This window comes from Parasutterella secunda, assembly GCF_023336895.1.
Lineage (GTDB): Bacteria > Pseudomonadota > Gammaproteobacteria > Burkholderiales > Burkholderiaceae_F > Aphodousia > Aphodousia faecalis.
The window spans coordinates 1-19,514 of sequence record NZ_JAMBLT010000017.1 but is presented as its reverse complement, the minus strand read 5'-3'; the positions used below and the strand labels follow the sequence as shown (position 1 = coordinate 19,514).

General features: G+C 47.2%; 31 protein-coding genes and 1 tRNA gene. 16 read left to right on the top strand and 16 right to left on the bottom strand.

The window, feature by feature from the left end:
* The 7 genes from M3080_RS08950 to M3080_RS08920 all read right to left on the bottom strand — a co-directional run.
* Positions 1-262, bottom strand: a 262-nt coding sequence (locus M3080_RS08950; RefSeq protein ID WP_249092789.1) for a hypothetical protein, incomplete at its 3' end; no start/stop codon positions are given.
* Between the two features lie 154 nt (positions 263-416).
* Positions 417-1,775, bottom strand: a complete 1,359-nt coding sequence (locus M3080_RS08945) for a phage portal protein (RefSeq protein ID WP_249092788.1) — start codon at positions 1,773-1,775, stop codon at positions 417-419.
* Between the two features lie 2 nt (positions 1,776-1,777).
* Positions 1,778-3,250 (bottom strand): phage terminase large subunit, encoded by a 1,473-nt coding sequence (gene terL / locus M3080_RS08940; RefSeq protein ID WP_249092787.1) that lies wholly within the window; start codon positions 3,248-3,250, stop codon positions 1,778-1,780.
* Positions 3,231-3,740 (bottom strand): terminase small subunit-like protein, encoded by a 510-nt coding sequence (locus M3080_RS08935; protein WP_249092786.1) that lies wholly within the window; start codon positions 3,738-3,740, stop codon positions 3,231-3,233. The genes terL and M3080_RS08935 overlap by 20 nt, the downstream gene beginning before the upstream one ends.
* 125 nt (positions 3,741-3,865) lie before the next feature.
* Positions 3,866-4,579: a DNA-methyltransferase gene (locus M3080_RS08930; RefSeq protein ID WP_249092790.1), complete on the bottom strand. Its 714-nt coding sequence runs from the start codon at positions 4,577-4,579 to the stop codon at positions 3,866-3,868.
* Positions 4,525-5,097, bottom strand: coding sequence for a ParB/Srx family N-terminal domain-containing protein (locus M3080_RS08925; protein WP_249092785.1), 573 nt, complete (start codon positions 5,095-5,097; stop codon positions 4,525-4,527). Before M3080_RS08925 ends, M3080_RS08930 begins: the two co-directional genes overlap by 55 nt.
* A gap of 77 nt (positions 5,098-5,174) precedes the next feature.
* Positions 5,175-5,250, bottom strand: a tRNA-Asn gene (locus tag M3080_RS08920).
* A gap of 47 nt (positions 5,251-5,297) precedes the next feature.
* Between M3080_RS08920 and M3080_RS08915 the strand changes: the two genes are divergently transcribed.
* Positions 5,298-6,101, top strand: coding sequence for a hypothetical protein (locus M3080_RS08915; RefSeq protein WP_249092784.1), 804 nt, complete (start codon positions 5,298-5,300; stop codon positions 6,099-6,101).
* 195 nt (positions 6,102-6,296) lie between these two features.
* Here the strand turns inward: M3080_RS08915 and M3080_RS08910 are convergent, their stop codons facing one another.
* The 9 genes from M3080_RS08910 to M3080_RS08870 are packed head-to-tail and all read right to left on the bottom strand — an operon-like array spanning position 6,297 to position 9,945.
* On the bottom strand, positions 6,297-6,542 hold the full coding sequence (locus tag M3080_RS08910) for a hypothetical protein (protein WP_249092783.1): 246 nt from the start codon (positions 6,540-6,542) through the stop codon (positions 6,297-6,299).
* Positions 6,542-7,027 (bottom strand): hypothetical protein, encoded by a 486-nt coding sequence (locus M3080_RS08905; protein WP_249092782.1) that lies wholly within the window; start codon positions 7,025-7,027, stop codon positions 6,542-6,544. Before M3080_RS08905 ends, M3080_RS08910 begins: the two co-directional genes overlap by 1 nt.
* 13 nt (positions 7,028-7,040) lie before the next feature.
* Positions 7,041-7,358, bottom strand: coding sequence for a putative PDDEXK endonuclease (locus tag M3080_RS08900; protein ID WP_249092781.1), 318 nt, complete (start codon positions 7,356-7,358; stop codon positions 7,041-7,043).
* A 1-nt stretch (position 7,359) separates the two neighbouring features.
* Positions 7,360-7,794, bottom strand: a complete 435-nt coding sequence (locus M3080_RS08895) for a hypothetical protein (protein WP_249092780.1) — start codon at positions 7,792-7,794, stop codon at positions 7,360-7,362.
* On the bottom strand, positions 7,778-8,017 hold the full coding sequence (locus tag M3080_RS08890; protein ID WP_249092779.1) for a hypothetical protein: 240 nt from the start codon (positions 8,015-8,017) through the stop codon (positions 7,778-7,780). Before M3080_RS08890 ends, M3080_RS08895 begins: the two co-directional genes overlap by 17 nt.
* A 4-nt stretch (positions 8,018-8,021) precedes the next feature.
* On the bottom strand, positions 8,022-8,183 hold the full coding sequence (locus M3080_RS08885) for a hypothetical protein (protein ID WP_249092778.1): 162 nt from the start codon (positions 8,181-8,183) through the stop codon (positions 8,022-8,024).
* Positions 8,180-8,782 (bottom strand): hypothetical protein, encoded by a 603-nt coding sequence (locus M3080_RS08880; protein ID WP_249092777.1) that lies wholly within the window; start codon positions 8,780-8,782, stop codon positions 8,180-8,182. Before M3080_RS08880 ends, M3080_RS08885 begins: the two co-directional genes overlap by 4 nt.
* Before the next feature lie 5 nt (positions 8,783-8,787).
* Positions 8,788-9,705, bottom strand: a complete 918-nt coding sequence (locus M3080_RS08875) for a hypothetical protein (protein ID WP_249092776.1) — start codon at positions 9,703-9,705, stop codon at positions 8,788-8,790.
* Positions 9,706-9,711: 6 nt separating this feature from the next.
* Positions 9,712-9,945, bottom strand: coding sequence for a helix-turn-helix domain-containing protein (locus tag M3080_RS08870; protein WP_249092775.1), 234 nt, complete (start codon positions 9,943-9,945; stop codon positions 9,712-9,714).
* Between the two features lie 138 nt (positions 9,946-10,083).
* On the opposite strand from M3080_RS08870, the gene M3080_RS08865 reads away from it, so the two are divergent.
* The 15 genes from M3080_RS08865 to M3080_RS08800 all read left to right on the top strand — a co-directional run.
* On the top strand, positions 10,084-10,770 hold the full coding sequence (locus tag M3080_RS08865) for an XRE family transcriptional regulator (RefSeq protein WP_249092774.1): 687 nt from the start codon (positions 10,084-10,086) through the stop codon (positions 10,768-10,770).
* 24 nt (positions 10,771-10,794) lie between these two features.
* On the top strand, positions 10,795-11,634 hold the full coding sequence (locus tag M3080_RS08860; RefSeq protein WP_249092773.1) for a KilA-N domain-containing protein: 840 nt from the start codon (positions 10,795-10,797) through the stop codon (positions 11,632-11,634).
* Positions 11,635-11,987: 353 nt separating this feature from the next.
* Positions 11,988-12,113, top strand: a complete 126-nt coding sequence (locus M3080_RS09340; protein ID WP_283162584.1) for a hypothetical protein — start codon at positions 11,988-11,990, stop codon at positions 12,111-12,113.
* Positions 12,114-12,132: 19 nt separating this feature from the next.
* Positions 12,133-12,528 (top strand): hypothetical protein, encoded by a 396-nt coding sequence (locus M3080_RS08855; RefSeq protein ID WP_249092772.1) that lies wholly within the window; start codon positions 12,133-12,135, stop codon positions 12,526-12,528.
* Between the two features lie 12 nt (positions 12,529-12,540).
* On the top strand, positions 12,541-12,777 hold the full coding sequence (locus M3080_RS08850) for a hypothetical protein (RefSeq protein ID WP_249092771.1): 237 nt from the start codon (positions 12,541-12,543) through the stop codon (positions 12,775-12,777).
* Positions 12,778-12,794: 17 nt separating this feature from the next.
* Positions 12,795-13,607: a phage recombination protein Bet gene (gene bet / locus M3080_RS08845; protein ID WP_249092770.1), complete on the top strand. Its 813-nt coding sequence runs from the start codon at positions 12,795-12,797 to the stop codon at positions 13,605-13,607.
* The gene (locus M3080_RS08840; RefSeq protein WP_249092769.1) at positions 13,607-14,242 is read left to right on the top strand and encodes a lambda exonuclease family protein; all 636 of its coding nucleotides are present in this window, start codon (positions 13,607-13,609) and stop codon (positions 14,240-14,242) included. Before bet ends, M3080_RS08840 begins: the two co-directional genes overlap by 1 nt.
* Before the next feature lie 105 nt (positions 14,243-14,347).
* Positions 14,348-14,740, top strand: a complete 393-nt coding sequence (locus M3080_RS08835) for a hypothetical protein (RefSeq protein ID WP_249092768.1) — start codon at positions 14,348-14,350, stop codon at positions 14,738-14,740.
* Positions 14,737-15,543: a DUF2303 family protein gene (locus tag M3080_RS08830; RefSeq protein ID WP_249092767.1), complete on the top strand. Its 807-nt coding sequence runs from the start codon at positions 14,737-14,739 to the stop codon at positions 15,541-15,543. Before M3080_RS08835 ends, M3080_RS08830 begins: the two co-directional genes overlap by 4 nt.
* A 39-nt stretch (positions 15,544-15,582) precedes the next feature.
* Positions 15,583-15,825, top strand: coding sequence for a helix-turn-helix transcriptional regulator (locus M3080_RS08825; protein WP_249092766.1), 243 nt, complete (start codon positions 15,583-15,585; stop codon positions 15,823-15,825).
* A 78-nt stretch (positions 15,826-15,903) separates the two neighbouring features.
* Entirely contained in the window at positions 15,904-16,428 is a 525-nt protein-coding gene (locus M3080_RS08820; RefSeq protein WP_249092765.1) for a hypothetical protein, read from the top strand.
* 2 nt (positions 16,429-16,430) lie between these two features.
* Entirely contained in the window at positions 16,431-16,952 is a 522-nt protein-coding gene (locus M3080_RS08815; protein WP_249092764.1) for a hypothetical protein, read from the top strand.
* Between the two features lie 167 nt (positions 16,953-17,119).
* A complete protein-coding gene (locus M3080_RS08810) occupies positions 17,120-17,431 on the top strand; it encodes a nucleoside triphosphate pyrophosphohydrolase family protein (protein ID WP_249092763.1) in 312 nt (103 codons plus the stop codon).
* Between the two features lie 11 nt (positions 17,432-17,442).
* Entirely contained in the window at positions 17,443-17,832 is a 390-nt protein-coding gene (locus M3080_RS08805; protein ID WP_249092762.1) for a hypothetical protein, read from the top strand.
* Positions 17,833-18,647: 815 nt separating this feature from the next.
* Positions 18,648-19,514 (top strand): Fic family protein (locus tag M3080_RS08800; protein ID WP_346429237.1); only part of this gene is annotated, 867 nt, incomplete at its 3' end.

Sequence of the window (19,514 nt, the reverse complement as noted above, 5' to 3'; positions counted from 1 at the left end):
AACCTTGGAGCTGTTCGATATACGTCGCCGCACGGTCGCCCGATGTCATTGCCGCCTTAACGGCGAGCTCTTGTGCATTAAGAGCGGCATTTCTCGGAAGCGTTGTGATCAAATCCACTTGCTCTTGTATCTGCCGCTCGATCATCGCTCGCACTATGGGCGAATCAGGTGGTATAACAATCCCTGCCTTTTTCCAATCGCCGTTGAGCAGTTTCTGCTGCCGATTGAGAATCTGCCCCCAAAACGTTCTCGCCCAAGGCACTAGGCTGTCTGAATACTTCGCCAGCTGTGTCGTCAATTGAGCAATGTCGTCAATTCGCCCATCCGGTGTGACGTGACTGGAGATGACTGACTGGACGATTCGCGCTATGCGTTGGTAGTTACGGTTGACTGCGATTCGGTAGGTTTTTTCGTGATTAAACGCCGCCATTGTTTCCTGGCTCTGTTATTCCTTCAGGCATTGGGAGCTTCGGCTCTTTGAGCGCATCAATCTCTTCAGGTGTTACCGAAGCAAAAAATCCAGTTTGCTCCGCCTGGCGCTTAATTTCGCTAAGAGCGCGGTCGGGTGGCAACAACCCTGCTTCGTAAACTTGGAGGATCGTCTGCACCGACTGCTGCGCCAGTTGAGCCTTCTCTGCTGGAGTCGGCTGAATAATCGGAATGAAATTGAAGTCGAGATTGGAAGCGTCACGACCAACACTTTCAAGCAGGACCTTGGCAATGCGATAAATAGCGTCACGCAGTTGAGCTTCCTGATCGCGCTTGACGGCCTGAGCGTACAGCTTCATATCGGTATCACCCGTCGAGAAACCAGACGGAGAAATACCGAATAAACGCACAAGCGGAATGTCCGTCGCGCCGGCTACGTCTTCATTGAATTGATTGAATACGTCCTTAAAGCCGCCAAATCCAAACGTCTGCGTTTGGAAGGTGTCATCCGTGTCTGCAACGGTCAGGCTTGAGATATTTTGCGAGGCGTTAATAACGGACATCGCCTTAATAATCGCATCTGCCTGATCTTCATTGCCGACCTGCATTGCCTGCCAAAAGCCCTTCACGCCAAGATAGCGGAGGTGGCAGCGCTTCATGAGTTCAGCCACACCGATGTTCGCACCTTCCCGACGCTCAAGAGCCGTATAAAGCAACTGAACGTAGCTTTCGCCCCACAAATCATTGACCTGTGCCAGTTCGTTCGGGAGCTTGCGCCCAATAAAGCGAATGGCACGGCTCGCGTCAAGCTTGTAGTTTTGAGCGTAAATTCGAGGGGAGACTTGGTAAGAAATTGGTTCACCCTCACGCTCGCCAGTGGCAAGCTTTGAGGTATCTGGCGTAATTTCCCACCGATCAAACACACGAAGACCCAGGAAGTAGCCGTTTGTATTCAACGGCTGATCGGGCTTCATGTCCTTCATGCGAATTTCGACGATTGAGCCTCCATACAGGCGCGCCCAAGTGATCGCCTCGGCGAGCTTTTGCCAGATTTTATAACGGGCAAACTGCTGTTCAAGATACTCGGCATCGTCAGCGTCAATAAGCCACTCAACGCCCTCGCTTGTCATATCGTCAGCAAAAATCGTGCAGACCTTTGCCGGGATCCACGAGGAGAGATAGAGCTTTTGAAGCTCAACATAGGACAGACGATGAGTGCCAAAGAGATCCCCAACCCGAGACTTAAAAGTGCTGCCAACGGCCTCAAGACCATCGGCGTAATAGTTCATTGAATCCCGAATGATGGCGATTTCTTTATCGGCAGGTTTTGTCGTTCTTTTCGACATAGTTAATTCGCGAAAATAGCCGCCCATGGCGTCTTGGGAACACCGAGCGTTAAAGTGATTAGGTCAACCAATACGTCAACTTGGTCATCGTGAGCGTGTTTCATATCGCCTCGGAAGGCTTCGCATTCAGCAATGAAGTCAGACACCCATGGGGCATTTTCAGGTATGTAAACACGTCCAGCTTCGATATATCCGAGAACGTCTTGCAATCGGGTCAGTTTGTCCGTGTCTCTTTCAATCCCCCTGATCGGTATAGGAGGTGTTCCCCGTTTGATCTCTTGGATTAGGCCCGTACCAGATGCCTTATCTTCGACACAAAAGTCACGACAAACACCGTTTTTCATAGCCAGTTGCTTTATCCAAAAGTCAATCGCATTGCGTTTGAGATCTGGGGCTTCCCATTTGCCCCTACGCCAGTCGGTGATGTAAAGATTCCCCTCTTTACCCAACCCACCGCAACCGAAAACGGAGAAGTCGTTTGCTTCTTTTGTTTTGAGAGCGGTATCAGCGTCAACCAAGCGATACTTGAGCTCGGGCAGTTGTTTGTAGCGTTTGAACCAACCGCTCTTAATGATGTTGCCGCCAAGAACCGTCGGACGGCCTTGGTATAGCGAAGCCCAGTCTGCAGATCCCACTGCCCCCTTAATCTTCAGAAGGCTTTCAATCGGATAGCGTTCAGGGTGCAGAGCCTCCCCTGCCTTTCGGTGTGGTTCGTCGTGCTCGGCAATGGCGGGATAATTGATTACCTTCCATTTATCGCCGCCGTTTTGCTCTTCCTTCAGAAGTAAACCGAGGAGGTCGTCGACGTGCCACCGAGTGCACATAACGATGACACCGCCGCCCGGCGAAAGTCGGGTGTATGCCGTCGATGTGTACCACTCATAGATGCTTTGGCGCACCGTCGCAGAGTTCGCTGACTTTCTGTCTTTGACGGGGTCGTCAATAATCAGGATGTCTGCGCCCATGCCGGTAATACCACCACCGACACCGCATGAACGATAAGAGCCTGTGTGCCCGACGATTTCGAAGAGGTCGGACGTTCGAATGTATGCGCCTTTTGAGGTTGAGCGGACGTTTGCCTTGTTCAGACTTGTTTCGGGGAAAACGGCGTGATAGAGGTCATTGTCAATAACACGCTGCACGTCTCGGTTAAAGCGCTGCGCCATATCCGCGCCGTAGCTTGTTGCAATGATCTGCAGATCGGGATCCACGCCGAAAGCGTAGGCTGGGAACTTTCTCGAAACAAGCTCGCTCTTGCCGCTTCGCGGAGGCATTGAGATCATCAAGCGAGGGGACTTCCCGTCGAGCACGTCCTGCAGAAACTTCTCGAGCGTTTCACAAATCTCTCTGTGCACCCACCCCATTTTGTAGTTTGGGGTTGTAAAAAGCACAAAAGGTGCAAAGCCTGCCCTTGCCGCTCTTCGCCTTAATTCAAAGATGGCCGCCTTTCTGTAATCACTCGCTGTCGGGGTCATCTGTTAAGCCTGCGAAGCGCATCAAATCGTCCATGCTCATGCCTTTCATTGCATCGGACAAATCAACACCAGTTCCGTCGTCCTCGATTTCAATTTTTCGGTTTTGTAGTCCGCCCTTACGTCTGGCGACTATCTTCAGCCTCGCCTCCATGCGCAAACGTGAACGTGCGACGTTATCAAAGCGCCGCTTTTTAATCGTGATTTTCTTTCCTGATTTTTCAATGATCTGTTCTTCAGAAATATGTTCGGCGTCGACAATTTCGAGAACCTCGTCCTCAATAATGTTGTCGCCGAAGTCGCGCGCGCGCGTGAAGTCCTTGGCAAAGTCTTTGTGTTCAGTGCACCACCAGTAAACGGTGTCGGGGCTTACATCAAGTTCTTCACATATCGATACAAGAGTCCGCCCGCTTGCTAAGGCGCTTAATAGCCTTCTCACAAGCTCTGGGGTGTACTTCTTCTTTCTCCCCTGATTGCTTTCCAATAATTTCATGAATGGTCCCTCTCGGAGAGGGGCTGTTCCGAGTTACGCCGAGTCAATTCCAACCGTGGCGTATTACGTTCCACAGATTGTTAAAAAACTCCTCGGTTGCAGTGTCATCTCCGAGAGGAGATGGGTCACTGCTTAAGATCGTTGTAAGCGACCTTGTCGGATTCTCGTACGGCTCTTTGCCCCGTGAGGTTTTGCCAACGTTCAATGATTACATCGCAATAGCAGGGGTCAAGCTCAATAATTCGAGCGCTTCGCCCTGTTTGTTCGCACGCGATGAGTGTTGTTCCAGAACCTCCAAAAGAATCTAAAACGATGTCGCCGGGCTTTGTGCTGTTTCCAATGAGATATTGGAACAGCCCGACGGGTTTCATTGTCGGGTGCTCGGCGTTTCGGTTCGGTCGGTCAAATTCGAGGATGGTTGTTTGACTTCGGTCGGAGTACCAATTGTGAGCCGCTCCGTCTTTCCACCCATACAAGCAAGGCTCGTGTTGCCATTGGTAGTCCTGGCGGCCTAAAACGAACGTGTTCTTTGACCAGATCAGGCATTCGCGGACTTTCCAACCTACGTCGCGACAAGCGCCTCGAAAATTGAACCCTTCAGAATCAGCATGCCAGATATAAAAAGCCGCACCTTCTTTTAAAACGGAATCGGCTGCACCGTATGCAGAAACTAAAAAACGACGGAAGGATTCATCGTCCATCTCGTCGTTTTGAATTGTCAGAGCGTCTTTTGTTTTTCCTTGATATGCGACGTTGTACGGTGGGTCAGTGAGCCACAGATCGGCTATTCCCCCCCCATGACCTCCTGAACATCCTCGACCGAGGTGCTGTCCCCACACATCAACCGATGCGTGCCAAGGATCCAAATTTCACCCCGTTTTGTTTTCGGGTTTTTCGGCGGCTCGGGAGTCTCGACGTCTTCCACGCCGTCGACTTCTCGGTCGAGATCAGCCATCATTTCTCTGATCTCTTCGTCACTGAAGCCTGTCTTGGAAAGTTCGAACCCCTCTTTTTCGAGTTCGGCGAATTCGAGCTTAAGAATATCCTCGTCCCACCCAGCGTCCAAAGCGAGTCGGTTGTCCGCGATGATGTAGGCGCGCTTTTGTGCTTCTGTAAGCCCTGACAATTCAATCGTTGGGACTTTTTCAATCCCTAACTTTCGAGCCGCCAGTATGCGCCCGTGCCCAGCAATAATTCCGTTTTCACCGTCAATCAGGATCGGATTAGTCCAACCGAATTCTTTTATTGAGTTGGCGATCCGTTCGATCTGCTCGTCAGAGTGAGTTCTGGCGTTTCGGGCGTAAGGAATCAGCTCGGAGACGTTCCGATAGACAACTTTTAAATCTTCAGTTTGCATAAAAAGAAACGGGCGATGCTTTTACACACCGCCCGCTGAGGAGCTTCCCTTGTGAGGAATACTTTAGCTGTTAAAACTGGCTCTGGAGGCAGGACTCGAACCTGCGACTCGATGATTAACGGTCATCTACTCTACCTACTGAGCTACTCCAGAACGGAAACGGTAAAATGTGGAATTAAAAGAACAAGTATTTAGCTGTTATGAAAGACTTTATCTTGAACAACAAAGGCAAAACTGTCTGGATGTTTTTTTGTATTCTCGGTTGTTTGGCAGTACAAAATCAGCCAAATGCAACAGTGCAAATGGCCGCTTTCCTAGGTTGGGCCTTCGGTGTTCCTTTCGTACTTTATAAATGCGAGCAGCACAATCTCGGACATAAATGGGTTTGGGCCGTTTGTAGTTTTATTTTCCCTTGGGTTGCACCGTTCGTTTTTGCCTTAGTCATGGGCGGGAAAATACAAAAATCTCAAGTCTCTTCCAAATCTTCAGATGACGAAGATCTCGAGAAAGAAATTGGGTCCGACCCGGTCAAAGAAAACTATCTTGTCAGTCTTCTTGAAGGAACTCGCCCGACCGTTTTAAACGCCGAAACAATGCCATTCGTCTGGCCTGAGAATGACTTCTTGCTCTTCTCAATAAGAACAGAAGCCTTCGGCATTAAAAAAGGTCGAAAATATGTCGCAGGTTCTCGCGGTGCTTCGATTAGAGTCGCCAAGGGCTTGAGTTTCAGAGTTGGTAATGCCAGGGGGCACTCAGAATCTGTTGACACAAAAGACGATTATGGAAAATCTGCCCTAATCGCCATCACAAACAAGTCGGTTTTTGTCCAAGCCACGAATGGCACGGTTAAACAGTGGAGTCGAAACTCAATCAACTCTATTAACGCCTTCAAAGACGGAATCAGAATGGATTTCAATAAAGGGATCCCACTTGTAATCCGGCTCAACTCTCTTTTTGATGTAGCTTGTGCAAGACAAGCCGCCCTATTCAGAGAAAAGGCATAAGCAAAAAGCCCGTGAGTCGATTGATCTACGGGCTTTTTACAGTTCATTGATAAAGGAGTTTACGTTTCTTCCGGGCACGCCAAAAGCGCCCCAAGGCGCTCGTGACTCAACGTGCTTTTAAACGGACCATCCAAATTGTTGAAAGCAATATTAACGTTCTAAAAACAGATGTCAACCCCTAATATTTTCAGGCATTCAGGAGAGGCTGTCACGTTTTTTAGCTCGCTCAATGCTAATCAATTCTTGTCTAAGTACCTCTTTCTTTTCTTGTAAATCGCACAAAAAACCATAAGCCAAATCCAACTCTTTTTTTAAGTCACCGGCGGTAAACGCCCCATTTGCGTATGCTTGAAGAACAAGTTTTAACGCATCTTCAAAGAACGAGAATTTTTCAGCTTCTTTTCCATGAAGCGCTTCTCCATCACTAAAACTAATCACCATTACAAGTCTCCCCACAAGGTTGAAAAGTACAAAAGCGCGGTTCTTAACATTTCTCTGGCCATTCCTCTATACACACGGAATCGTCTGGCAAAGAGTCGTTCGTGCTCATTGCACCCTCTCGGGTTTGCACTGGGGTCAAGATAAAACATGGCCAAGACTTCTTTATCTCGATAATGGCCACGCCAAAGCTCAGGGTCATTCATGATCTTGTCGACCTTGCGGGCGATGAGTTGCTTTTCGATCCGCGTCATCGGGATTGGTTTGCCGAGCGTCAGTCCTCGACGCGCGGCGTTTGGGTTATCCTTGTCGGCCACTTTCTGTTCGATTCGCTTCAGCTCCTCCTCGGCGTTTCTGACCGACATCATGAGCGAGTAAAGCGGATTGACTCCCGTTCGCTTTCGTTCTTTCTGCGACCACGCCCAGAATCTGATGAACTCTTGCATAGTGCGCAGTTTTGACTCCTGCGGATCTCCGATAAACTCCATTCTGAAACACCTCTTACAACTCGTTCCCAAGCAGGCGCAAGGCTTCTTCGGCTGTCAAAACGACGAGCCACGGTTTTTTATCTGCTCTGCAGAAAACGACTGGTCTTTCTCCGTTCTGGCAGGAGGCTTCTGCCTGGTCCATCCAGTCATAGATCTGTCCGATACGGGCACGACGTTTGACTTCGACGTGGTACGGACCGACGGCAATGTCGCAGCCGCCTTCTCTGGTTTGTGAAAGGTTGCGCTTTGCCTCAACGCCAAGAACATCCCGAATCAAGTGACAGACTTCTCGCTCCCCTGAAGCACCTTTGGTTCTTTGAGATTTGCCCATATCAGCCCTCCGTTCTCATAAGTTCGTAGTACGGGGTGCCTGTGAAAGGGTCTCCTGGATCTACATCCCAATAGCTCACTGTGAAATTCAAAGCCGGGGTTTTGGATTTTCGACCGTTAACGTAGAAAAAAGCCCGTTTAAATCCTCGCTTCTCAAGTAGTGACTTGATTTCGTAGGCTTTCGGGAAAAAATCGCCGGCATTAAACATGGTGTCATAGCTCTCACACAAAAGTTCGATCTTGATGTTGCGAGCTTCAAGTTTCGGATCGTGCGTTTCCTTAAAGCCCTCCAAAAGCGCCCTGATCGATTCTTCAACGACCTGATGGGTCTTTGCATTCGGAGAGACTTCCACGCGCTTAGTGAATCGTTTTGCGGGCTTCCTGACGATATTCTCAGCACGCTCCCCTGCTCTGAAATGGTCATATTTTGTCAACATAACGTTCGATCTCCTCGTAGCGCTTCTTCAAAAAATCGATGTGTTCAATGATGTCTCTTCGCTTCATGAGACCATTGGCAACAACTCGAGCGGCCTGATCTGACAGGTGAGCGTAAATTGCATGAACGGCTTTGGTTGCGTCACCGTGCTGCGCCATCTGGAGCACAAACACTCGTTCACGCTCAGTGAGATGTTTCTCGTCCTTGCTGTAGTTCTTTTTCACTTTTTCACCTCGATAGCTTGAAGAGCTTTTCATAAATCCAAGAGACTGAAGCAAGCAGCGCCAGAATCGGCAATGCGCCTAAAAGCATCACTACAAAAAGTCCAAATGCAATGCGAACGCAAACATAAGCGATGGAATCTGCGACACAATCGAATGCCCAGCTCATTTCACCTCCGCCTTCGGATTGAACATCGGTAGCTTCCCAAACTCGACGAAGTCCTCTTTACGGAACTTTGATCGCTTGTCCATTTCGGCTTTGTCGGCTGAACTCAAAAGGCTGTCGATGTTCTTTGTCGATTCAAGAACGCGATGCGCCTCCGCCAAAACTCGGTCAACGAGGTATGTCTCAAGGGCCATGCCGATGTAGGTCGCATCAAACTTCACGCCGCCGACATTTCTGCGATGCATCCCGTCAATCAATGACTTGAACATCTTTTTGTCAGAAAGATCGACGCCTTGAGGCAAGAGCTGCACGCGGTCGAGCAACTGGGCGCAGCCGAAGATCACCTTCCACTCGTCAGAATTCTTTGGCGGATCGTAGTGCGTGCAAAGCCGTGCATAGTTCAAAAGCGTGTGATAGATCGGATGGTTTCGCAAGACGATTGAGACTGCACCTCTGACGTACTGGTCAGGAGCGGCAGCATGGAATGCGCACATCTTGTTAAAGACGGGCAAGCCTTGACAGTCACCGCAACTGCATCGTGCAGGTTCCGTCGGCTTCTTCTCTGCCTTAGCTTTAGCGTATTGAGTCGTGTTCATTTCCATGATGATTACCTCGACAGATACTTGCCTTCGCAAATCTTTGTGTAGTTCTGCTGCTTGAAAATCCAGTCGAAATCCGCGCGCCAGTCACGACCGTTGTTGCCCATCAGGAAGTCGCAGGTCTTGATGTACTCGAAGTAGCGTTTGAAATAAGCGATGCCTTCGTCTTGTGTTTTGAAGTCCCCGTCTTTCATGCAGTCGCGCCAGCGGGCTTGAACTGCTTTCTGGCGGGTAGGCGTTAGCTTTTGGCACATTCCCAGATACGGGCCAAGTATCTCGTTGTAGTCGGCGATGATTTTTTGATAGGGACAATCAATCCCCGTTTTTGGTTTTTCGACTTTTTCAGGCTCGGAGGCGGAAGGGTCGGAAACGGCAGTTTCCACAATTACATCGTTAGATGTAATAGATATATCCTGTTCCTCCTCCTGTTCCTGGATGCGGGATGGCATCTCTTTGGCATCTTTTATTTCATCTTGGATGGCATGTGAGATGGCATCTTTTATGTCATCTGGTATGGCAGATCGAACACCTTCGGAAAGCCCGAAAATAGTGGGTTTCAGGTGAATCAAAGCACGGCTCAAAAGATCGCACTCAGGCATCAAATCAATGAGACCAGACCACCCCTTGACTGCATTTGGACCATTAGGAGGGTTGTACTTTAGAAAGTTAGGGATGAAGATAAAACCTGCCTTATCGTCAACCATCAACATACCCATCCGACATAGCGTCAGGATGGCATCTGACATGGCATCAGGATGCCATCCTAATTCCATGGCCAATGCCGCTGACCTCGACCGCAACATGCCAAGTTGGTTGGTGTCCGGATGTGTAAGAACCAGAAAAAAAGCAAGCTTAGATTTGTCGTCAAGCTCCCTGAACTTCCTATCGTTCCATATCCGCGTGTCGATTTTTCTGTAGCGAGCCATAATGCCCTACGCTTTCCGGCGACTTTTTACCGGTTCTTTGAAATATTTCGGGCAAAGAATGAATTCAGGAATACCCGTAAGGCGGGCTACCTCTGCCGCCTTCCTGTACGAGATGTATCCCTTCTTCCGCCAATCACTCACAGCCTGGTGAGTTACACCAACTGCGTCAGCAAGGAATTGATCTTTGCCGCCTAGAGCGTTGACCGCTCGGTTTACTGGATTGTTTTCAAGTTGAGTCACTTGCATCTCCGCAATTTTTATTGCGAAATCTTACACCACTTTCGCAATCAATAGCAAGCAATACTTGCGCAATTCGTTTTAACCTACTTTGACGAAAGTGTGAGACAATGCAAGTAAACATTGAGTTGGAGAAGGCTAATGTCTTGCGGAGAACGTATTACTGAACTAATGAGATCCAAGAGGTTGACTCAACAAGAAGTCGCAGACAAGATCGGAGTCGCTCGGCAGTCCATCTCTCTCTGGCAAAAGAATCAAACCGTTCCTAGTGGCAAAAATCTCGAGAAATTAGCGGCCGCCCTTGGTACCACGTCGGGCTACCTTTTATTCGGGCAAACAAACCCCTCTATCAAAACGTTCGACAATGGAGATACGCCCCCTGACGATGTTGTTGTCATTCACGAATATCGTTTGACCTTCGGCGCCAGCCCAGTAGGCGTCGAACCATCTCCTGAGTGGGAACTTGTCGATGATGGCGATGATTACTGGTATAAACGCACTTTCTTTCAGAAGCGCCATTTAAATCCAGACAGATGTAAGCGTGCCAGAGTTTCAGGAGACAGCATGGAACCGACCATCTGCGACGGCGACACGTTCCTCTTCTATGAAGAGTGCGACTCACGTCCAGGTTGTGTAATCATCGCTGACGGGCAAATCTATGCGATTTCAGTTGAAGGACAGCTTAAGGTTAAAAGACTTTCTAAAACAAAAGATGGCATCGTTGTTCGATCAGACAATCCCGACTATCAGCCGGAAATTTATTCCGGAGATGATCTTTCTAAATTAAGAATCTACGGCAAAATTGTTGAGATCAATAGGGCGTTTTAATTTGAGCAATTTTGGGAGTTAGTTATGTCTGATTTAATTATCGTTCAGGGAACTGAAATCCGTAAGCTTTTAAAAAATTCAGAGCAATATATCTGCTTGACCGATATTGCCAACAGGTTCGGTTCGACAGAGTTGATTAATGATTGGCTCAAAAATAAAAATACACTTGAGTTTCTCGGGGTCTGGGAAAGATTAAACAACGAGATTTTTGACGAAAGCGCATTTAGAGAACTCATGCAAGCCGCTGGCGTTAACCGTTTCCGAATTTCAGCGAAACAGTGGGCAAAACAAGTCCATGGCGTAGGAGTATTTGCAACGCCTGGCCGATACGGCGCAACATACGCCCATCAAGACATTGCCATTGAATTTTGTTCATGGATTAGTCCAGAGTTCAAACTATATCTAATCACAGAATTACAACGCCTCAAGAAGCTAGAAAATTCTGAGATAACCTTCGAAAGAAGTGTGCGGAGAATTATGACAAAAGCCTCATATCGGGTTCATACTGATGCAGTAAAAGAGTTTTTAATTCCTCCAGATTTATCTAAAAAAACTGCAGGATGGATATATGCAAATGAAGCCGACGTGCTTAATGTAGCTCTTTTCGGAATGACAGCGAAGCAATGGAGAGATAACAACCCCAATAAAAAGGGAAATATTCGAGACGATGAAGATATCGCAACCGTATACCATCTTGTGGTTCTGAATAATCTTGAAAGTCAAAACGCACTACTTATTGAACAAGGTAAATCTAGGGAAGAAAGACTCTCCATACTTAATAAACAAGCAATACGCCAACTCAATAGCTTGATTGAAAAAGCATCCTTGAATGACTTATCTGATAAACCACTACTGAAAAAATGACATACCACCATATCTAGTTAAATCATGGAAATTCATACAATATCTAATTATGTAGAATTCTACGGGATTAAAAACAACTATTTGATTTAAAAATAATTTTTAGTTAATTACAAATTATTTCCAACTGTACGATATTTTCGTACACTCGTTCAGTTGACTACGATTTGAAGTCAACTCATCACAACCGCCTACGGGCGGTTTTCTTTTGCCTTCTTTTGATTTAACGCAAGGTTTACTTGCAATCTTGTTAAATTTTCTCGCAAGTTTTTCTTGCTATATTCTTGCGTAGGTGTAAAATTCTTTGCAAGTTAAATTGCTATTTACAGCAATTTTCTTTAACACGGAGAAACGCCATGCAAGACAAAGAACGCAAGACTGACTGGTTCGAAGCAATCGCTCCTTGGATTGTGGCCGGAGTGTTTTTCGCTTGGCTTGCATGGTGCTCTCCTGACATCCAACTCTGGTTCTCCAGATTCTAATTTTTAAAAGAGGCTCACCATGTCTAAGAAAGTTTGGAAACTTACCGTAGAGGCAGCTCGTTTCATCTTTTCCGTTTGCCCAGATGAAGTCACCGCCGCTCAACTCACAAAGAAAGCTTACGTCTGTTTCAACAGCGAACAGACCTGTGTGGATTTCACTCTCGCCACGCTCAATCCAGGCAAAACTCTTGAATGCAAGGCAACGATCAGGCTTTGGCGTGAAGAGTGCTGCGTGCTCGATGAAGACGATGAAATTGCCCGCCCTTGGGAATTGACTGCCGAAGAACTCGCCCACCTCGACGATGATGAAGATGACGAGGACGACTCCGCAGATGAACACGACGGGATTCTGAATTGCGTCGTCGTTATTAAAGACGGACAAAAAGACTCCGAAGAAACGAAGGATAACGAGTAAGCGGAGGACACCATGAGTTACCTGAGCAACCTGCCCGACGGATGCACCAGCGAAGATATCGAGGTCTATTTCACTGGTCGCCCGATGTCTGAAGAAGATGCTAAAGACTGCATTCGCGAAGAGCTTGCAGACGATGGTTACGACGAAACTGAAATCACCGACGAGTTGATCGAAGAAGAGTTCAAAGACAACTGGTGCTTCGTACGTTATTCACGCCGAAACGGTGGCTCAGGTTACGTCCACGGTTAATTTTTAGAGAGACAAAAATGGCTGAAAAGAAAAATGCGATTGCCCTCGTTGATGAGCAAAAAATGATTTCTGTTCTTCAGAGTTCCCTTTATCCGGGCGCAGCCACCGAAAGCATTGCGATGGTTTTGAGCTACTGCAAGGCTCGTGGATTAGATCCGTTCCAAAAACCAGTGCACATCGTTCCGATGTGGGACAGCAAGCTCCGTGCGAACCGTGACGTCATCATGCCGGGCTTAAACCTTTACCGCACGCAAGCAGCCGAGAGCGGTTTGCTTGCCGGCATTGATGATGTCGAGTTTGGTCCAATGACCGAGTTTGAATTCTCGGGCATGGAAAAAGAAGGCGCGTTCAACATCAAGATCAAGGCTCCCGAATGGGCAAAGGTTTCTGTCCGTCGAATGCTCAAGAACGGCGAAATCGGAGTGTTCTCGGCGACTGAATTCTTTGAAGAAGCGATCAGCACGTCGAAATCCGGCAAACCCACCCCTATGTGGATCAAGCGCCCCCGCGGGATGCTGTCCAAAACCGCCGAAAGCCAGGCGCTTCGCAAAGCATTCCCCGACCTGAACGCCGCCGAGACGGCCGAAGAGATGGAAGGCAAGAGTATCGATCCTAACGATGCTCCTGCAGAAAAGGCTGAACCCTCCGCAGAACAGCAGAAGATCATCGCCTTGGCATACCAAAAGGCGCAGGAAGGTGTGGAAGCCTACACGATGTTCTGGGCTTCGATCCCAAAAGACGAACGTCAGTTGATCAAGGAAGCCTATCCGCAGGGTTTGATGAACGTTGCCAAGGCTGCAGATGACGCTCGCACGGTGGAGGTTCAGTAATGACGAATCCCCTTCAACAAACAGAGTCGTGGTTTGCAGAGCGTGCCGGTTGTTTGACGGCATCAGTCGCAAAGGCGGCAATCCTTCGTAACACGAAGGGGCAACCCTATGCCGCATACGACACGGAACTTCGCCGAATCGTTGGTGAGCGATTCACAAAAAACATGTCGAATCGCTTCACCTCTCCGGCTATGCAGTGGGGAGTCGATCACGAAGACGAAGCCCGCGAGGCTTACGAGATCGAGACGGGAAACATTGTCGACTTGGTTGGCTTCGTTCGTCACCCGACGATTGATTGGTTTGGAGCTTCTCCTGACGGTCTCGTCGGAAAAGACGGCCTTCTCGAGATCAAGTGCCCCGAAACAAGCACGCATATCGCTCGAATTGAGGCGGGCGTTGTCCCCGAAGAGTACAAGCCTCAGATGCTTGTCCAATTGCTTTGCACCGGACGCTCATGGGTGGACTTTGTTGACTACGACCCTCGCATCGCCGAGGAGTTCAAAGAACTTCGCATTTTCATAGTGCGTTTTGAACCTACAGCTGAAGAACTCGAAACAGCCAAGGCTCGCTGTATCGAATTCTTGAATGATTGCCAAGCTCACTTTGAAGCAGCGCTTCAAAAGATGACTGCATAACGAATTGGGGGGAAATTCGGTTGAGTCCCAAAGCGGGATATTTGGTGAGCCTAGACGATGAACGCTACCGGAAAGTACCCCACACCCTTTTTTAATGAGGACAAAATGAAAGCTTTTTCAGAACAACTTCCGAAGATCTCCGCCGGGGCGCTTGATGAAGATCTGACTCAAGCGCTCGCTGACGGTGTCGAATTTCTCGACGCCAACGGCGGGACCTTTGAAATCAATCTCAAGCTCAAGCTGAGCCAGGTCATCAATCGAGCTGGCGTCATGATCAAGATCACGCACGACGTGCAAACGAAGTTCCCGAAGCCGAAGCCCGCTGAGTTCACAATGTTTTTGGGCCCAGATGGCGACCTTCTGCTTGAGAACCCCCGGCAAGGGAATCTCCCTTTTAAAGAAGTGAAGACGGAAAACCCCAAGCCTGAAGTAATCCCCACTTTCGTAAGAAAGACGGCGATCATCGTTGACAAAGAAACAGGAGAAATCCAATCATGAGCGAAGTTATTAAAAAACCGTTCGAACCGAACATCAAGTTTGTCGACCAACGACCCATTTTGATCAAAGACTCCGACGGATGCTTTGACGATCTTGAGGATTATCTGACGAAGCCTACGCGCATTCGTCTGGATGAGAATCTCACAAACTTCGCTTCATTTGTTGAAGCCTGCGATACCCGCTTGGATAAAGAAGAAGCAGCAATTTACACGCGGATTATTGACAAACCAAAGTTCAACGATTTTAAGTTCACTGCCTTCGCAAAAGATTGCCGAAACGGTAGTCCCGAATGGCGAAACGATTTCATTTTCCGTTTCGATGGCTTGTTCACAAAACACACCCGGGACTGGCTCGCTCGCGACGAATATGAAATGGATCAGAATGTTTTTGCTCTGTTTATCGATAAGCACCTCGATGACATACGTTGTCGCGAGGAAGACCGAAAGCTGTATCCGTCGCAAATTGAGCTCTTCAACTTTGTCACGACGCTTCAAGACTCTAAGAACGACCGCTTCTCTCGAAAAGTCAACATCCAGAATGGCGATGTGTCTGTGAGCCTTGAGCGCGAATCCGACGACGGCACGAAGCAACAGCTGAAGCTCTTTGAGCGCTTCCCGATCGTTCTTCAAATTTATGAAGGATTCCCTGAATATCAAGTCGAAGCAAAGCTGCGCTTCCGCGTCCGCGACGGTCAGGTCTATTTCTTCTATGACATCCACGGTTTGGAAGAAATGTTCATCGCCGCTCGCAACTGGGCCGTAAACGAATTGAAAGAAAAGACTGGTTTGCCTGTCTACATCTAAAAATAGAAAGAGGGGCTTAGTCCCCTCCGGGGAAAGATCATGAAGAAACGATTGGAAAGAGACAGCGGAGCATTGGGGACGTTGATGTGCGACGTCAAGCAAGTCGCCGCGGCTTGCAATATCGGCGTTTCGACGGTTTGGAACCTTGTCAAAGAAGACCCGACCTTCCCTAAACCCATTTATCTGTCACCTCGCGTCGTTCGCTGGCCAAACGCAGACATTATTGCCTGGGTTAAAGCAAGAGCGGCAGCTCGAAACGAATCCGCCATGGAGGCAGCATGAGTCACGTTTTGTTTTATGCCGCCGTGCTGTTCTTGTTTTGCTCGGTGATTGCCGTCGAGTTTTTCGGAGTTTTATGAAATGCCGAAGAGTAAAAAGCCGCGCCATAAATACAAGCAGAAAGTCGGCACGAACTTCTGGAATGTTCGAGAAGAGAACCTCGACATTATTCGAGAGAACTTCGCACGCCTTGAGCTGAAGTCTCTGGTCAATCTCGAAAAGGGCGAGTGTATCGATGACGACTTTTACGAGTTCCGAGACTTTGTGAACTGGGGCATTGTCGCTGTTAGCACAAGGGACGACTATGAATCTCAGGACGAGGTCAACGAGACGTGCGAAAGACTGCGTCAAGCCGCCGCGGCGATTACCGATATCCAAGTGCGAGGACGCAAAAACTGGGGACACTATGTTGCAAAAGCCGAAGAGCTGGATTTGATCCGCGTGGCTATTGAATTTGTCGGAAATCTGATGCTTGAGTCCGTGAAGAAGTGTCCGGTGCGCATGGTCCGCGAGTGGGAGACGATGCTCAAAGTCAGTCGATGCGCGATGTACGGTCAACCGGTCAAAACAACACCCAAAGCATTAAGAAAATCGGTCGGGAGATAGTGATGGTTGATGTTTCGATTTATATCGAGTTCAAGGCAAAGACTCTTATTAGAGAGCTTTCAGAAAACTTTGATATTCGAAAATGCGGCGATCTGTACCAGACACTCGGGGATTTGTTGAAGCTCGAATCAGAAGCTGAATTTGAAAAGTCTGGCTTTGTCGTTCCAAACGGGGGACCGCTCCCCGATCCGGTTGCGGATGTTATTACCTCTCTGAGCAAGAAGGCTGAAGTGCCCCCCCCCAAGAAGGTCAGGAAGATACAGAAGCCATACTTAAAACGCGGAGAGAAACAGGCGATTATCGATCTAATCCTGGACAAGTTTTTCGAAGAGTCGAAGTCAGGGAAAACGGAATTCGTTTTTTACGGAAAGGATTTCGGCGTAAGTGGGGATTATCTGCAGAAGAACATCTTCAATACGATCAACGCAAACCCCACTAAACAAAAGAGATTTCCAGACTTGAAGATAAGGTACATGACAATCCCCGGAGGGGTGAGTTGTCACATAGGACGCAAAGATCAATAAACGCAACCAAACGTATCCTAGAAAATTTAAGGGAGAAAAAATGGCAACAACATTAACCGGTTCCAGTGACGACATATAGTGAATCCGCATTCGCAAGAATGGGGGTTAGCAAGTGGGCTTTGGCACCTCACTAGGGCCGTTTAAACCGTATAGACAGGAGAGCAAAAATGGACGATATGGACGAAATGAACGAGGAGATTAGAGAAATTGCGAAACACTACGGGCTTTGGTTTCAAGTCGAAAAACTCTCAGAAGAATGCGCTGAGTTGATAGCTGCTGAAATTCAACTGGGCACAAAACAAGACACCGTCGATAGAAGAGAATTGCTTCATCGCTACTTGTCCGAATTAGCTGACGTTGACATCGTGCTTGAGCAAGTCAAATTCTTATTGTCACCGAGTATGCGAAGCCACTTTTATGACGTGAGAGAAGATAAGATCATTCGAACTCTTAAACGAATAGAAGCAGAAAAGAGGTGATTATGGGTTGGATGTCTGAACAATCTCTATATAAAAGAGAAAGAAGGCTCTTCGAGAATAGCTACAGTGGGCAACGATTTCTCATTGAAGAATATGACGAATTCTTAAACAACATTAGTGAATTAAGAAAGGTAGTCAAGCGTATTGCCGAAGCTGTTCGCAACGGAACTATTACAGAGAATCAGCCTCTCATTATGTTCTTTTGTGAAGACGCTTCACCAATAAGATGCCTAAAAAGCCTCGTAGTTGTTCTCCGAGACGATGGTTTTGTCTATTTCGGGAAAAGAGAAGGAACTGCGTTATTAGGCTTAGGAGGCAGAACTAAAAATGGTCAGATCGAATTTTATGATCAGTACAAAGATCAAATTGACGCCTATGTCACACAAGGAATGAACTTATGAACTGGCAGCTATTGAAAAACGTTAATCCGCCGATCGGCAAAATCATCATGCTCTTTGATGAGAATTAGTTGAGCGTGCTTTATTCGAGAAGAGTTGGCCTCCGGGGACAGTCCTTACAGTACTCTCATACATATCAAAACGGCGGGATTGGATTGCGTCCCGAGGAGTTAGATTACAAAGGTTTCAAAGAAGAACACGGCGACAAGATTTACTGGTCCCTTTTCGTAAAACCTTGAGTAAAATTAAAGCAGACAAAATCCCCGGCAATAAGTGCGATGAACAGCCGGGGATTTTTCGTCTAGCAAATGTCCTATGCTCCCAATAATGCTCCCAACAAAACAACGCCTTTATTCAAAGTCAATAAAATAGGCTTTTGCGAATCCTCTCACCCGACCATCTTTCAAAATCGCGATCTGTTGTCAGATCGCTTTTTTATTGTCTGCTGATTGTCTTTGACCACTTGTTTTTTCTTCGGAGCATTGCTCTTTTCCGCTTTGTGCAGACGATTGAGCATCACTAGTCTTATATTTTGAATATGTTTAAAACACAGAGAAATTTCGACATATTTTTCTAATATGTCGATTGAATCGACATATCTCTGTGACGTGTCTATAAAAATCTTTTTTTTAATCATATAGGTTTTTATCATGACGTGGGATCCCCAAGTTGCTTATAACGATTCGCCATTATTACCACCCCAAGGATTTAAAGAATCCCCTGAAATTTTCAGACAAACAACTAAGTCTCGAGTTGCCTTGGAAGGCTTACGGCAAGCGGTAAACTTGATCCCAAACAATGAGATTTTGATATAGACCATTCCAATTCTTGAAGCTAAAAGCTCTAGTGAAATCGAAAACATCGTGACCACTACTGATGAATTGTTCAGGTACATAGATGCCGATGAGCATGCAGACCCTGCAACGAAAGAGGCTCTTCGTTATCGGAAAGCTCTTTGGACTGGTATCAGAAGTTTGCAGGTTTGCCCCCTATCCGTTCGAACTATGAAGGAAGTTTGTAGTGCTCTTCGTGATACAGATGTATCAGTTAGAAAGGTTCCTGGGACATACATCGGGTCATCGAGTACTAAATCTGTCATCTATACTCCACCAATCGGCGAAAATGTCATCTTAGATAAATTGGATAATCTTTCTCAATTTTTGCATGACCAATCTGATGACACCGATCCTTTGGTCAAAATGGCTATCTGTCACTATCAATTTGAAGCTATTCACCCATTTTCCGACGGAAATGGCAGAACAGGTCGTGTTGTGAATATCTTGTATCTGGTAGAGCAAGGGCTATTAGATCAACCGATTTTATATCTGAGTAAATATATTATCGAGAATAAATCCGAATACTATCAAACATTACTAAATGTAACTCGATATCAAGAATGGGATAATTGGATACTTTTCATGCTACGAGCTGTAGAAAAAACAGCTATTTGGACAAAAGAAAAAGTTCTGGCCATTGTAGAACTTGAAAAAATGACAATCGACTATATTCGATCCAATGAGGAATTATCTAAAATCTACTCTCGCGAGTTAGTGGACGCAATATTCCAAAGGCCGTATTGCCGAGTATCTAATTTAGTTAATAGTGATATAGCGAAACGGCAGACAGCGATGAAGTATCTAAAACTACTCAATGAGCACAATATTTTACTGTCGTTGAACTTAGGT

What these genes read in the sequence shown, in the direction of transcription:
- M3080_RS08945 (WP_249092788.1), bottom strand. Translation starts at nt 1,775, where the DNA reads ATGTCGAAAAGAACGACAAAACCTGCCGATAAAGAAATCGCCATCATT.
- terL (WP_249092787.1), bottom strand. Translation starts at nt 3,250, where the DNA reads ATGACCCCGACAGCGAGTGATTACAGAAAGGCGGCCATCTTTGAATTA.
- M3080_RS08935 (WP_249092786.1), bottom strand. Translation starts at nt 3,740, where the DNA reads ATGAAATTATTGGAAAGCAATCAGGGGAGAAAGAAGAAGTACACCCCA.
- M3080_RS08925 (WP_249092785.1), bottom strand. Translation starts at nt 5,097, where the DNA reads ATGCAAACTGAAGATTTAAAAGTTGTCTATCGGAACGTCTCCGAGCTG.
- M3080_RS08915 (WP_249092784.1), top strand. Translation starts at nt 5,298, where the DNA reads ATGAAAGACTTTATCTTGAACAACAAAGGCAAAACTGTCTGGATGTTT.
- M3080_RS08910 (WP_249092783.1), bottom strand. Translation starts at nt 6,542, where the DNA reads ATGGTGATTAGTTTTAGTGATGGAGAAGCGCTTCATGGAAAAGAAGCT.
- M3080_RS08905 (WP_249092782.1), bottom strand. Translation starts at nt 7,027, where the DNA reads ATGGAGTTTATCGGAGATCCGCAGGAGTCAAAACTGCGCACTATGCAA.
- M3080_RS08900 (WP_249092781.1), bottom strand. Translation starts at nt 7,358, where the DNA reads ATGGGCAAATCTCAAAGAACCAAAGGTGCTTCAGGGGAGCGAGAAGTC.
- M3080_RS08895 (WP_249092780.1), bottom strand. Translation starts at nt 7,794, where the DNA reads ATGTTGACAAAATATGACCATTTCAGAGCAGGGGAGCGTGCTGAGAAT.
- M3080_RS08885 (WP_249092778.1), bottom strand. Translation starts at nt 8,183, where the DNA reads ATGAGCTGGGCATTCGATTGTGTCGCAGATTCCATCGCTTATGTTTGC.
- M3080_RS08880 (WP_249092777.1), bottom strand. Translation starts at nt 8,782, where the DNA reads ATGGAAATGAACACGACTCAATACGCTAAAGCTAAGGCAGAGAAGAAG.
- M3080_RS08875 (WP_249092776.1), bottom strand. Translation starts at nt 9,705, where the DNA reads ATGGCTCGCTACAGAAAAATCGACACGCGGATATGGAACGATAGGAAG.
- M3080_RS08865 (WP_249092774.1), top strand. Translation starts at nt 10,084, where the DNA reads ATGTCTTGCGGAGAACGTATTACTGAACTAATGAGATCCAAGAGGTTG.
- M3080_RS08860 (WP_249092773.1), top strand. Translation starts at nt 10,795, where the DNA reads ATGTCTGATTTAATTATCGTTCAGGGAACTGAAATCCGTAAGCTTTTA.
- M3080_RS09340 (WP_283162584.1), top strand. Translation starts at nt 11,988, where the DNA reads ATGCAAGACAAAGAACGCAAGACTGACTGGTTCGAAGCAATCGCTCCT.
- M3080_RS08855 (WP_249092772.1), top strand. Translation starts at nt 12,133, where the DNA reads ATGTCTAAGAAAGTTTGGAAACTTACCGTAGAGGCAGCTCGTTTCATC.
- M3080_RS08850 (WP_249092771.1), top strand. Translation starts at nt 12,541, where the DNA reads ATGAGTTACCTGAGCAACCTGCCCGACGGATGCACCAGCGAAGATATC.
- bet (WP_249092770.1), top strand. Translation starts at nt 12,795, where the DNA reads ATGGCTGAAAAGAAAAATGCGATTGCCCTCGTTGATGAGCAAAAAATG.
- M3080_RS08840 (WP_249092769.1), top strand. Translation starts at nt 13,607, where the DNA reads ATGACGAATCCCCTTCAACAAACAGAGTCGTGGTTTGCAGAGCGTGCC.
- M3080_RS08835 (WP_249092768.1), top strand. Translation starts at nt 14,348, where the DNA reads ATGAAAGCTTTTTCAGAACAACTTCCGAAGATCTCCGCCGGGGCGCTT.
- M3080_RS08830 (WP_249092767.1), top strand. Translation starts at nt 14,737, where the DNA reads ATGAGCGAAGTTATTAAAAAACCGTTCGAACCGAACATCAAGTTTGTC.
- M3080_RS08825 (WP_249092766.1), top strand. Translation starts at nt 15,583, where the DNA reads ATGAAGAAACGATTGGAAAGAGACAGCGGAGCATTGGGGACGTTGATG.
- M3080_RS08820 (WP_249092765.1), top strand. Translation starts at nt 15,904, where the DNA reads ATGCCGAAGAGTAAAAAGCCGCGCCATAAATACAAGCAGAAAGTCGGC.
- M3080_RS08815 (WP_249092764.1), top strand. Translation starts at nt 16,431, where the DNA reads ATGGTTGATGTTTCGATTTATATCGAGTTCAAGGCAAAGACTCTTATT.
- M3080_RS08810 (WP_249092763.1), top strand. Translation starts at nt 17,120, where the DNA reads ATGGACGATATGGACGAAATGAACGAGGAGATTAGAGAAATTGCGAAA.
- M3080_RS08805 (WP_249092762.1), top strand. Translation starts at nt 17,443, where the DNA reads ATGTCTGAACAATCTCTATATAAAAGAGAAAGAAGGCTCTTCGAGAAT.